At 55.7% G+C, this 11,934-nt stretch carries 12 protein-coding genes and 1 pseudogene; 3 read left to right on the forward strand and 10 right to left on the reverse strand.

Going from position 1 to position 11,934, the window contains the following annotated elements; genetic code table 11:
- Positions 1–136 precede the first annotated feature (136 nt).
- The 4 genes and pseudogenes from NDI89_RS20040 to NDI89_RS20055 all read right to left on the reverse strand — a co-directional run bounded on the left by NDI89_RS20040 (position 137) and on the right by NDI89_RS20055 (position 2,748).
- Positions 137–807: pseudogene (locus NDI89_RS20040) on the reverse strand (IS6 family transposase).
- Between the two features lie 115 nt (positions 808–922).
- Positions 923–1,282, reverse strand: coding sequence for a nucleic acid-binding protein (locus NDI89_RS20045; protein WP_277524249.1), 360 nt, complete (start codon positions 1,280–1,282; stop codon positions 923–925).
- A complete protein-coding gene (locus NDI89_RS20050; RefSeq protein WP_277524251.1) occupies positions 1,279–2,469 on the reverse strand; it encodes a thiolase family protein in 1,191 nt (396 codons plus the stop codon). Before NDI89_RS20050 ends, NDI89_RS20045 begins: the two co-directional genes overlap by 4 nt.
- A 30-nt stretch (positions 2,470–2,499) precedes the next feature.
- On the reverse strand, positions 2,500–2,748 hold the full coding sequence (locus NDI89_RS20055; RefSeq protein WP_307729469.1) for a helix-turn-helix domain-containing protein: 249 nt from the start codon (positions 2,746–2,748) through the stop codon (positions 2,500–2,502).
- 363 nt (positions 2,749–3,111) lie between these two features.
- On the opposite strand from NDI89_RS20055, the gene NDI89_RS20060 reads away from it, so the two are divergent.
- Entirely contained in the window at positions 3,112–3,957 is an 846-nt protein-coding gene (locus NDI89_RS20060) for a DUF7344 domain-containing protein (protein WP_277524254.1), read from the forward strand.
- Positions 3,958–4,247: 290 nt separating this feature from the next.
- On the opposite strand, the gene NDI89_RS20065 is transcribed toward NDI89_RS20060, so the two are convergent.
- Positions 4,248–4,526: a HalOD1 output domain-containing protein gene (locus tag NDI89_RS20065; protein WP_277524256.1), complete on the reverse strand. Its 279-nt coding sequence runs from the start codon at positions 4,524–4,526 to the stop codon at positions 4,248–4,250.
- Positions 4,527–4,985: 459 nt separating this feature from the next.
- On the reverse strand, positions 4,986–5,483 hold the full coding sequence (locus tag NDI89_RS20070) for a DUF8009 family protein (protein WP_277524258.1): 498 nt from the start codon (positions 5,481–5,483) through the stop codon (positions 4,986–4,988).
- 194 nt (positions 5,484–5,677) lie between these two features.
- On the opposite strand from NDI89_RS20070, the gene NDI89_RS20075 reads away from it, so the two are divergent.
- Complete coding sequence (locus tag NDI89_RS20075; protein ID WP_277524260.1) at positions 5,678–6,649, forward strand: MBL fold metallo-hydrolase; 972 nt, start codon at positions 5,678–5,680, stop codon at positions 6,647–6,649.
- Between the two features lie 229 nt (positions 6,650–6,878).
- Here NDI89_RS20075 and trpD read toward each other — a convergent pair whose 3' ends face one another.
- From trpD to NDI89_RS23950, 3 genes are all read right to left on the reverse strand, one after another.
- Positions 6,879–7,889, reverse strand: a complete 1,011-nt coding sequence (gene trpD / locus NDI89_RS20080) for an anthranilate phosphoribosyltransferase (RefSeq protein WP_307729470.1) — start codon at positions 7,887–7,889, stop codon at positions 6,879–6,881.
- Between the two features lie 785 nt (positions 7,890–8,674).
- Positions 8,675–10,186: an amidase gene (locus NDI89_RS20085; RefSeq protein WP_277524262.1), complete on the reverse strand. Its 1,512-nt coding sequence runs from the start codon at positions 10,184–10,186 to the stop codon at positions 8,675–8,677.
- 173 nt (positions 10,187–10,359) lie between these two features.
- On the reverse strand, positions 10,360–11,202 hold the full coding sequence (locus NDI89_RS23950; protein ID WP_277524264.1) for an acyl-CoA thioesterase: 843 nt from the start codon (positions 11,200–11,202) through the stop codon (positions 10,360–10,362).
- 172 nt (positions 11,203–11,374) lie between these two features.
- Between NDI89_RS23950 and NDI89_RS20095 the strand changes: the two genes are divergently transcribed.
- Positions 11,375–11,776 (forward strand): PaaI family thioesterase, encoded by a 402-nt coding sequence (locus tag NDI89_RS20095; protein ID WP_277524267.1) that lies wholly within the window; start codon positions 11,375–11,377, stop codon positions 11,774–11,776.
- A gap of 39 nt (positions 11,777–11,815) precedes the next feature.
- Here the strand turns inward: NDI89_RS20095 and NDI89_RS20100 are convergent.
- Positions 11,816–11,934: integrase core domain-containing protein (locus NDI89_RS20100; protein WP_277521295.1), on the reverse strand; the 119-nt coding region annotated here is incomplete at its 5' end.

The following is an 11,934-nucleotide window of genomic DNA, read 5'->3' on the forward strand; positions in this document are numbered from 1 at the left end:
CTGTCTAGATAAGAGATAATGCAAACGTGGAGACAGTGAATGCGTGACGAAACCCGTGACACCACCGTTTAGTATCCTTGAGATAGTTTTGTCGGAAACTATCTTCTTCTATAGATACCATTTTCGGAGACACTGTCTAGTTTAACACCTTCGCTGGCGTCTGTTTGTTGAGTGATTGATGTGGTCGTTGTGTGTAGTAGTGTATGAACTGTTCAAGACATTCTCTGATGCTTGCCCAATTGCCCACCCACGAGTTATGGAAGCGGTCAACCCTCATTTCGAGGGTATAAAAACCACTTTTCGATGTGGTTTCGATCGACATAGCCGAGGTGACCACTTGAACCTAATCGAGAGAGGGAAGTCAGATAGACAGCACTATCGACGAGAAACTCGGTCTCGGAGAGATCGTGTTTCTCGGCAAGTCCATGCCGAAACGCAGCAGCTGGATCGGTGCCTCGCTATCCAAAGAGTGCGACGTCGAGGATGAGTTTCGTGTCGAGGTCTATTGCACTGCACATCCAAGACTGGTTGCCGTTAATCCTGACAGCGGGTTCGTCAACCGCGACCCGCGATGGCTTCGCCATCGGCGGGTCTGGCACACTGTCAGCTAGCCGATATACTCAGTGCCATATTGCTTGATGAGACCGTTCAGCGACGGGTGAGCGAAGAATCGCTTGTGTCTCCAAGCGAATAATCGGTCGCGTGGAGACGGACGGCGAACGCCCTAGCGGGCGTTGCTGTCCGCTCATGCTCCCACCATTCATCAAATTCCACCGCGTAGCTCTTGCTGAGCAGGTTTGTCAGCATGGATCCAAACTAACTCTACGACCTGCTCATTCCCAAACTGCACTAGCTAGACGGCGCCATATAGTCTCTTCTGTACGTAAACCCGGCTATCAGCTAATTCATGAAAGTTCAATATTTATGCCGGTTTGAACCGGTAGCCGTCCCAGGCTTGACTCTCAGGTTCGCGGATACCGGCGCCGGGCTCGCGGAGTTCATCGATGTGGACCGGTCGAACCTCGTCACCAGTCTCGACGTTGCCGGTCGTCAGTTGGCCGATCGCGCGTACTGGCTCGCCCTCCACGTCGAACTCGAGGACGGCGAGGTGGTTGGGTTCGCGGACGCCGGGCGGCGTCGCGGTACTGGTCGTCCAGGTGACGATCTCGGCGGTGTACTCGCTGAGATCGATCGTCTCGACCGGCTCTGCACCGCCCGGCCCACGTGGATGACCGGGGTAGCTGATCGAGCCGTCGTCGTAGCGGGTCGCGTCCATGGTCATTGTGCTGCCTCCATGATCGTGGTGATCACGCAATTGCCAAAGCCGCCGACGTTACAGCACAACCCCACGTCCGCGTCGACCTGTCGCGGGCCGGCCTCGCCGACGAGCTGTTCGTAAATCTCGACTCCCTGGGCGACCCCGCTGGCCCCCAACGGGTGCCCCTTCGACTTGAGCCCGCCCGAGGTGTTGATCGGTAGCTCGCCGTCACGTTCCGTATAGCCGTCCTCAACCAGCTTCCAGGCCTCCCCCTGTTCTGCGATTCCCAGCCCTTCCATCTGGAGAAACTCAAGAATCGTGAACATGTCGTGGAGTTCGGCGACGTCGATATCGTCGGGACCGTAGCCGCTCATCTCGTAGGCCCCCTTTCCGCTCTCGACGACGCCCTGCATGACCGTCGGATCGTCGCGCTCGTGGACGACGTGGGTGTCCGTCGCCCCGTCGACGCCCGCAATCACTGCGTATTCATCGGTATACTCTCGGGCGACCGACTCGGGACAGAACAGCAGTGCGGCCGAACCGTCGGTGACTGGACAAAAGTCGTACAGCCGTAGCGGGTCGGCGATGATCGGCGACTCCAGTACCGTCTCGAGATCGACCTCTTTTTGAAATTGGGCGTTGGGATTGTCGACGCCGTTCTTATGATTCTTGACCGCGACCTTCGCGAGGCTCTCGCGGGGGACATCGAATTGCTCGAGATAATGGCGCGCCGTGAGACCCGCAAACGACGGGAGGGTGACTCCGTGTTTGTACTCGACAGGGTGGCCGATCGAGGCGATAATATCGGTCGATTCGCCGGTCGTCTTGTGGGTCATCTTTTCGCCGCCGACTAGCAGCGTCATGTCGCTGGCCCCGCTTGTAATCGATTGCCACGCGGCGTAGATCCCCGCTCCGCCACTGGAACTGGTCTGGTCGACGCGCTGGGTGTACGCCGGCATCGCCCCGAGGTCGTGAACGAGCGCGTTCATGACGCCGGTCATTCCTTCGAATTCGCCGCTCGTCATGTTCGAGACGTACAGATGGTCAACAGCCGTTGCGTTAACACCCGCATCCTCAAGGCATTCGATTCCGGCCTCGGCGAGGAGATCCATGATCCATTCCCCGTCGCGTTGTCCGAACTCAGTCATCGAGGCCCCAACGATCGCGACACGATCCCTCTGCTCGTCCGTGGAGCGCTGGCGTCCCGTCATTCGCAATCACCCTCCAGTCCTATCAGTGGGTTACTGGATAGCATAGCTACCCTCCGTACGCCGGACGAGATCCTTCGCAACGAGCGACGTGAGTATGGGCAGAAGCGTAAGTTTGGACAGCTTCAACAGTTGTTGAAGTTCAGTCGCTGTTGCCTCTGTTTTCGCGAGAAGGGCCAAATATACGAGCTTGACCTGCGGTGATCCGAGATCGTCAGGCAAGACAATCTCCCGTTCTGGTGTCGTCATTTTTTGATTACCTGTAAACGTCATATCCATCATAGGTGCCAACGACACGATATATAAAAGTGAGCTGATTTATGCTCACAAATACCGCGAGACTCGATACCAAGGATCGTAGTTGTCGATAGCGGGTCGAGATACTGGGGGAGCGACGTTACTTCTCGGCAGTTCTGATAGCGGATACTCAGCCGCAGATACCTTCGTCTTTCTGGCGAGCCGGTTACGGAAACTGGGTCCGTCGGAAATCACCTCGAAAACCACGTTTGCCGATACGTACTTCTCAACGTCAGTTAACCATCGAGTAAAAGTCGCTGTCACCACTATCCGGACGAGTTCAATTTAATAATTATGTATTCGGATTGATGGGTCCTATTTATTACTTCCCAGCGATATTCTCCGGTAATGGACTCGCAGGAAGATGAAATAATTCGGCTGCTCGCGGATACCACTAACCGAGCGGTATTGACCGCTCTCAATGACGCCGCTCGAGAAATGACCGTGACCGAACTCGCCGAACGACTCGTTTCGGGGGATACGATCCTCCGTTCGTCGAACTACGAGTCCGAACTCGAACAGACGGTCATCTCGCTGCACCACGACCATCTTCCCCGACTCGACGAGGCAGGGCTGATCGAGTACGACACCGATAATAACGTCGTCAGCTACGGAAACTACTCGTCAGTCGATGCAGAGTGGATGGATCTCGAAATTCTCGACGAGTTGCTTTCGCGGTTTAGAACGGAAAGGAGAGTGGATGAGAGTGCCGTCGGATTGCTCGAGGGCCGCGATGACGTGTACGAACATTGTCGGGAATTGGCCGATGGGGCCGAGAACGAACTCTTTCTGATTTATGCCTCCGATGACTTACTCGACGAAGATTGTCTCCCACATGCAAAGAGCGCCATTGAACGGGATGTAGAGTTATACGCTGGGACGAAAAGCCGGGACGCCCGAGAATTCTTCCGAGAATATCTTCCAGATGCTACGATCTGGGACCCACAGATGGACTGGATGTACGATCAGTCGAGCTGTCCCAGAATCAGTCGGTTAATAGTTGTTGATCGTAAGAAGGTTGTGATCGGTCTCTGGGACGAAGATGATGACGGGACCAGGACGGAAATCGCATTGGTCGGACAAGGAGACACCAATCCCCTGGTGGTCCTCGTTCGAGAACTGCTCGGTCCGCGGCTGGATCATCTCGACTATCAAAGTGACGATTTCTTAGGGAACCTCCCGTTCAATACCTAATTGCAAGGCGTCTGGCCAAAACAGGTTCTGTAGTTGCTCGAGTTGCACTCGGCGTGATAGTGCATCGTTATCTGGCTTAGAGCGGCTCCGGGCCAGCGATTATTCAACTTGCCAAATTTGAATCTCCCAATTATGATCAACCGGCGCTTCGATCCTAAAACTGCCTTCTACTTCGATATCGTTCGTTTCTGCTTCTTTTAGAACCTCTCGGAGGGCAGAACGAAATGATTCAGCGTCGTCAATCGAATTGTCGTTCACCATAAGACGACACCCGTATTAAAATTGATTTCCTAGTCTTCGTCCTGACTGTAGACGTGAACGTAGTCGGTTGTCACCGTCACACGATACGTCATATAGGCGAACTCCAGGTAGATATCGTCCTGGTCCTCGGCGATACTCGAGGGAGAACCGAAAACGGAATCCAACGCGTCGGGGTCGATATATTCGTAGAGAGGATCCAACTCGATCGGATCGCAGCCGATTACCTCCGAAACAGCGTTTATCACCGTTTGGCTCATCAGCTCGTCCTCACTGGATGTGTACTTGACGTGGGAAGCTGTGCTTGACATCTACTCAGTACTGGGGGCTACATCATTGTGAGTCTCTGCAGTCAACATCTGCGGTTTTAAGTGGCCTCCCCTCTACGACTATCGACGATCGAGACCTTCGGACTCTGCACGACGCATCCCGTCGACGAGGATATCTAATCCTCGCCGTATCCGCCGGCCGAGTGCAAACGAGGAGACTCCGTAGTCCTCGGCTGATTCTTCGAGTGTGACACAGCGGGGTTCGTGAGAGCACCTTGTTCGTGCACTCGACGAGAACGCCTCGCTGAGCGGCGATTACTCCGAATTTCTCGGTGAGTTATCGAGTGCTTCCCATAGAGACGGTGAACGCCTACTCGATCGAGGAGCTGAGCGCATCGCTCACTAACCGAAGACGTGGACTTCGCCTCCGCCTCAGTGCGTCGAGTTAGCAACCGTTCGAAAGCAAGCGCCGGTTTATCGGGAACCATTCTTTTAAAAGACTCAGTTGCTTCCTTCGTAACGAACGGATGCCCATACTTCCGTTTCGTGTTCTGAATCGGAGAGCAGGCGGACTTCGTCGACGAGACTCGTGCGGACGCACTCTTCCCACGCGCCCATCACAGTTGTATGGTACTCCTCGACGATTTCCTCGTCGACGTCCTCACCGTGATCGTTTCGAGCGACGGATCGCGATTCCTCCCACGTCGGAATCGGAATGCGAGTTCGGTCTGGATCGTAGTCGCCACGTACATTAACGAAGGCTTCGGGACCGAGGAGAATCTGTGTAGGCTCATCGCCCGGCGGATAGTCCGTCCGATCTGCCAAGGCGTGGGGCGTGGCCTCCATCTCACTCTCGAACGGAACTGAAATACGGAGGACGTGGCTCCGTTCTTCGGTCTCATCGCGCCGATTTCGTTTGAACGTCTCAATGATATGTTTGGGATCGATAACGACGGCTTCGATCTCGTCCGCCGTCGTTCGAGATTCGAGGGTAGTCATCTCGGTCGAATCTGTGTTTTCCAACAGTTTATAATCACTGCAGGGTTGCTCGTACGGTCCTCGTCTCACGGTAGTACCACCGCTGACGTCCCGATCGGGATATCGTTAACTAGAGACGGTATTCGAAGTCTCAACTGAGGAGATGGGGGTGGATATTATAAACAGGCACTACGAATACTACGATCATGGATCGAATGAAGCGCTCTCCAATTCCGACTCCATTCGGGGTCGGCCGAGTAAACTGTTATCTCTTTCCCGAGAGCGAGCTTACCGTCATGGATCCCGGACCAGCGACCGAAGAGGCCTCCGAGGAACTGGAGCAATCTCTCGCTCGCTTCGGGCGCAGCATCGATGAGATAGATCGAGTACTGATCACCCATCCGCACATGGATCACTTCGGACTTGCGGGTCGGATCGTCGAAGAATCGAGCGCACGCGTCTTCGCTCATACGGATGCCGTCGAGCGCCTGTCGGACCCCATCGGATACTTCGAGACGGAGCAAGCGTATTTCCGACCGTTCCTGCTATCGATGGGGATGCCCGCGGACACGGTTGACACGGTTCTCGAGCTCCCGGAACCGTACACTACCTATCAAGATCCGGTCGCGGTAACCGACGAATTAGCCGCTGGTGACGTCATCGATGTCGGTCTCGATTTAGAGTGTGTATCTACCCCCGGCCACGTCCCCGGCTCGCACTGTTTCCTCGCGGCGTCAGAAGACGTCATGTTTACCGGCGACCATGTTCTCTCTGACATCACCCCGAATCCACTGCTCACGCTCGTCCCCGGCTCCGACGATGAGCGAACGCGCAGCTTGCCGACGTATCTCGAGTCGCTTCGAAAAGTACTCGAACTCGAAGGGGCGGCAACCGAGGAGACAGTCGGACACGGCGGTCACGGCGACCCCATCCAAAACCTTCGCGGCCGAGTGCAGGAGACGATCACCCACCACCAAGACCGGAAAGAGCGGATTGCTAATCTCGTCGCCGAGCACGAGCCGACGACGGCGTATCGGATCATGAAGGAGATGTTCCCGAGCCTCCCAGCAACTGAAATGTTTCCCGGTATGTCGGAGGTGATCGGTCATCTCGACTTGCTAGAGGACGAGAATCGAGTTGTAATTGACGAAACGGACGGGGTGAAACTATATCGACTTTCTGAATAGTGGGTAATACGTTGGCCAATTGACTCGACAAGAGGCGTCGGACCGATGTGTGTTCGTGGCGTCTGTTTCGTGCTAGAGTGGACGAATAAACTCTAGAGAGAGGTCGATACGGTGTACTCGAGCTGGCCGCACGAGTTCGTCGTCTGACCGCTCGCCTCCATCGATTGGGACACCGTGTGAGAACGATTTACGTTACATCTTAGTTTCAGTGAACGCGGTGCTTCGAGGCTCATCCGTGGCTACTGCACAGCTCATCCAGCTTATCGGCGGCAGCCCCCGAATCAATCGCCTCTCGTGCGCGGTCGACACCCTCCGCTAACGTTTCCGCAAGGCCGGCGACGTACACTGTTGCACCCGCGTTCGCAAGGATGATGTCACGCTTTGAACCTGTAACCGAACCGGTGATGATCCCGCGGAGATCAGCGGCGTTCTCTTCGGGCGTGCCGCCTGCGACCGACTCGATACGACGGGTTTCCAACCCGAGTTCACCAGGACGAATCGTGTACTCCTCAACGGTGGAATCAGTGACTTCGGCGACGGTGGTCGGCCCGTGAATCGCGATTTCGTCGAGGCCGGATCCGTGTACGACGAGTGCGCGGTCTACATGTAATTGGGCCAGCGATTTGGCGATGATCGGGACCAATTCTGGATCGTAAACGCCGAGTACCTGCGCATCTGCGCCGGCGGGATTGGTCAGTGGTCCGAGCACGTTGAACACGGTCCGAACCCCGAGTTCCTTGCGAGGATCAATGACGGTTTCCATTGCTGGATTGAAAACCGGCGCGAGCATAAACCCGATTCCGTCGCGTTCGATCGCGGCCTCGACCTCCTGTGGTTCCGCTCCGATATCGACGCCGACCGCATCGAGTACGTCGGCGCTTCCCGACGAAGAGGAGACCGAATAGTTACCGTGTTTGGCGACTGCCACACCGGCTCCCGCTGCGACGATCGCGCTGATCGTCGAGACGTTGATCGTATCGTGGTCGTCACCACCGGTGCCGCAGGTGTCGACTAACGGTGACCGGTCTGGATTGATCGTCCGCATCGTTTCTCGGACTCCCCGCACGAAACCGGTGATCTCGGCTTCTGTCTCTCCCTTCGTCCGAAGCGCGGCTAGCAGCGCACCGATTTGGGCCTGCGTAGCATCTTCGAGGATCAGTCGGGCTGCGTTGTGCGACTCTTCGGTGCGGAGGTCGCCGCTGTTACTCACGTACTCTATGTAGTGCTCAATCCCTACCATTGATGTTCACTATAGTTCTTCTATGAACTATTCTGCACATCAATGTAGCGATATCGGCTCTCGATCCGGTGAATTGCCAAAGGAAATACCGCTACCAGTATTTGCTGGAGGATGCGATAAACAATAACGGGACTATTTCGGATTCTAATCGACTATCGTGAGTTCCATCGAGAGCGGATAGCACCGGTCTGACCGCTACATTCCCAACGAAATATTCTCTCTCACTATTCGGCATTTTGGTATGTCAGGTGTATCTGACCAATCCACGGGAAGCCTTGAGGCTCAATCCCAGAGTAGTTCACTGGTCTCATACAATTTGAGGGAGGACGTGTCGCATTCCGGTGTTTCAGTGGGAGCGCCCGATGAAGGGCGCCGCAGTCGGTACTGGGACAGAGGCAGGAGTTCAGGGTTAGTAGTGGTTGATAGGTTGACGGTTGAGCTACGACTAGTTGATACCCCTGCCGAATGAGCGTAGCTATCGAAGGTACAATAACTCTTTCATCTCGTATCAGTCATTCCGATCACGCAATATGTGACATATCAAAATCCGCCTTAGATCCTCAGTACCGCTTGAAGCCCGAATAAGGCGCTTTCTTTTCGCTTGCGTACTTCTATCGACAAATACTGGGACTACGTTTCACCGCACAGATGTACTGGCTCACGTCATAACCTCGGTTTGAAGTTCGCGTTGGGTGCTCACGGACACATTATACTCACACAGTACCTGAAGATCGAGTGGGGAACTGTGATTCAACATCTCATTGGCTCGATAACCGGTTTTCAGGTCACTCGACGCACTGTTCGAAGGAGTGACCAGCCTGTAGCACGGTTGCATCTTCGAAGTGCTGACCGACGAACATCACGCCAACTGGAAGTCCGTCGCTCGTCCCGGCTGGAACTGAAATAGCGGGATGGCCCGTCACGTCGAACGGAGACGTGTTGGGAAGCATGTTCACTGCACGCTCGATGATCTGCAGATTAGACGGGTTCTCGATCCGCTCGTGGGGCGTTTGCGGGGTCGTTGGCATTGCCAGTACATCGACATCTCCGAGCGCTTCATCGTACGCAGCGGCGAGATCGCGCGACAGGTTCTGCGCCTTAGCGTAGTAGTGACTGTGATATTCCTCGGCGAGGTACTCACCGAACGTCGCGACGAGTTTGACCGTTGGGGGATACTCGTTGGCGTTCTTTCGGCGGGCCTCTGCAAACGCTTCCATCAGGTCGGTATCGTAATACCCGTTGCCGAAATGGCCGATGCCTTCGCCAGCGATGGTCGCGGTTGTTCCCTCGTTGGCAATTCCGTTCCAAATCGGCGGTCCATCGAGGTGCATTGGGATCGATACATCCGTGACTTCCGCCCCCGACTCAGCGAAGGCGTCGAGTGCGTCCCGAACCGTATTATCGACGTCCGGTTCGCTCTCCTCGTGGCCGAACCCTTGCTCCAAAACGCCGATCGTGAGATCGTCGGGAGTCGGATCGTTGTCGGTCATGTCGGTGTACGACTGGGTTCTGACCGCACCCTGCCGTGGGTCCAGCGGATCTTTGCCAGCGACCGCTTCGAGGACGCGGGCACAGTCGGCGACACTCCGCGCGAGCGGGCCAGTGTGGTCAAACGAACGTCCCAGGCCGAGAATACCCGTGTACGGAACTAACCCGTGCGTTGGTTTGTGACCGACACAGCCGCACCACGCGGCTGGAATACGTATCGAACCGGCCTGATCGCCACCGATCGCGACGTCGACATCTTCGGTTACGACAGCCGCAGCCGATCCGCTCGACGAGCCTCCTGCTAAGTGGTCAGTGTCGTGCGGGTTTTTAACTGGACCGAACGCAGACATCTCCCCGCTGCCGGAAAACGCGAGGTTTTCCATGTTGAGCTTCCCTGTAATCGATGCTCCAGCGTCGAGTAGCCGCGTGACGATGGTCGCGTCGATCGACGGAACGTATTCCGGAACGACATCGGATCCGAACGTCATCTCGATGTTAGCCAGGGAGATGTTGTCCTTCAGGCCGACGTCGTATCCAGCGAGCAGTCCCGAGTCGGCCCCTGATACATCACAGGTTCGAATAAATGCATTGAGTGGGTCGTCGTCGGTCGATGGTTCGTCACCCGCGTGCCGGTTCGGATACTTGACTTGCGGCTTCGACGGTGACAGTTCTTCTAGGCGCTCGTACGCACCGAGTAGCTCCGAGATAACTGCCATCATCTCTTCAATTTCCTCCTCGGACAAGTCGATGTGATGAGCTGCAGCGTACCGTTTGATCTCATCGGTGGTTGGTGGCCGTGGATCGGTCATGCCGTAGTAGTGTAAGTGGTAGCAACCCACATAGAAGTATTGATTATAATAGTGTTCAATTCGGAGAGAGTTACTGTCCCCCAGATAATTCAACACTGTCACTTCATTAGTCACTGTGTTTTCATATGACGCTTAGAATTGTCACGTAAGCGGGCTAGAGAATACTGATTTCGCTAGGGTTCAAACAGGTCTACCATCTCTTCGTCGAACTGAACGGGGGCTCCAGTTCGATCGAAGCATCCGTATTCGGTAATCCCCCTGATGTTCGTTTCTCCGTCACTAGTTAACTCGTGAGCGACGCTGATCGTTTCTCGATCGACCCCCAGCACGTCGCATTCGACGCGGAGTTCCGTTTCGGACAGCACGGGGGACCGAAATTCCCACTTCCAATCGCGGATCCGATACGGCTGTTTCTCGTCACTGAGTTTATTGAGACTCGTTCCCTGTTCGGTGAGGTATTCTTCGAGGGCGATACCCGCGAACCGGGGGTACTCCTCGAAGTAGGCTAGTTCTGCGCCCTCGATGTAGGGACTTCGAATCCGGAACGATGTCGAATATGAGGGGAGGGGCGCTTCCCGGTCCGTCTCCGTCCGAGGACCGACTTCCGGATCGCGATCGGCACAAGCGTCGGCGAAGGCCGACTGGACCTGGTCGGGTAACGGAAGTGCGGAGCCGGTCGGCGAGATAGTAACGTGGGTCATTCGAGCCGTCGCGAGGCGCTCTCCATCGCCGTCGATGACCTCGTAGAGGAGGTCGACGCTCGACTCGCCAACGTCGATCGGCACCGTCTCCACCGTGATCGTGTCACCGGTTCCGGGATAGCGATGAACGGAGGACTCGACCACGACCGGTGCGTAGGGAATCCCGCCGTCGGCGAGAATCTCTTCGAACGAGTAGCCGAACGCGGCGGCCACCTCTTGGGTCGAAATTAGTTGCCAGTCGAAGAAGACGGAGCCGTGAACGAGCGGTCCGGCAAGCTCTCCGAATCGGACTCGAGTATCGCTAATCGTTTGCACACCCTGTCCGTATTCGGCCGACTACTACTATGTTACAGAAAACGGCAAACGATACGACGTGATCGAGTCATCGCTTGTACTAACGGAGTGCAATAGTATACGTTAACGGCGGCTACCAGAAGCGGGACAAACGAGTGAAATGGCTTTTGTGCGACGATCACAATACGTCACTATGACTGACAACGACGAACCGATTCAGACCGAATTGTTCGACGACCCGTTTTGCAACGCGCTCGATATCACGTTCGACGAGGTTGAAGATGGAACAGCCACGACGCGCATGTCTGTCACTGAATCGCATTTGAATTTCGCCGGCGTCCTCCACGGTGGCGCCGTCTTTACGCTCGCGGATGCGGCGGCCGGGGCAGCGCTTTCCTCCCGCATCGGTCCGGACGCTAGCATCGCGCTTGAGGCGAACGTCTCGTTCCTCGAGGCGGTAGATGTCGGTGAAACGGTGATCGCGACAGCAGAGGTGCCTCATGAAAGTCGAAAGACGGCAGAAATGGCAGTAACGGTCGAAACTGAAACGGGGGAGCGCGTCGCTTCCTACCGGTGTCGGGGTTATAAATTCTAACAGTCTCGGCGGTCAGCACGTTCCCGTGTCGGGCACTGTCTAGTTTAGCACCTCCGCTGGCGTCTGTTCGTTAAGTGATTGGTGCGGTCGTTGTGTGTTGTAGTAGTGTATGAACTGTTCAAGCCATTCTCTGACGCTCACCCGACTGCCCACCCACG

The sequence above is a fragment of the Natrinema salsiterrestre genome (genome assembly GCF_029502005.1).
In the GTDB taxonomy this organism is placed as follows: domain Archaea; phylum Halobacteriota; class Halobacteria; order Halobacteriales; family Natrialbaceae; genus Natrinema; species Natrinema salsiterrestre.

Coding starts and splice junctions, on each gene's coding strand:
- NDI89_RS20045 (WP_277524249.1), bottom strand. CDS start 1,282: ATGACCATGGACGCGACCCGCTACGACGACGGCTCGATCAGCTACCCC.
- NDI89_RS20050 (WP_277524251.1), bottom strand. CDS start 2,469: ATGACGGGACGCCAGCGCTCCACGGACGAGCAGAGGGATCGTGTCGCG.
- NDI89_RS20055 (WP_307729469.1), bottom strand. CDS start 2,748: ATGATGGATATGACGTTTACAGGTAATCAAAAAATGACGACACCAGAA.
- NDI89_RS20060 (WP_277524254.1), top strand. CDS start 3,112: ATGGACTCGCAGGAAGATGAAATAATTCGGCTGCTCGCGGATACCACT.
- NDI89_RS20065 (WP_277524256.1), bottom strand. CDS start 4,526: ATGTCAAGCACAGCTTCCCACGTCAAGTACACATCCAGTGAGGACGAG.
- NDI89_RS20070 (WP_277524258.1), bottom strand. CDS start 5,483: ATGACTACCCTCGAATCTCGAACGACGGCGGACGAGATCGAAGCCGTC.
- NDI89_RS20075 (WP_277524260.1), top strand. CDS start 5,678: ATGAAGCGCTCTCCAATTCCGACTCCATTCGGGGTCGGCCGAGTAAAC.
- trpD (WP_307729470.1), bottom strand. CDS start 7,889: ATGGTAGGGATTGAGCACTACATAGAGTACGTGAGTAACAGCGGCGAC.
- NDI89_RS20085 (WP_277524262.1), bottom strand. CDS start 10,186: ATGACCGATCCACGGCCACCAACCACCGATGAGATCAAACGGTACGCT.
- NDI89_RS20095 (WP_277524267.1), top strand. CDS start 11,375: ATGACTGACAACGACGAACCGATTCAGACCGAATTGTTCGACGACCCG.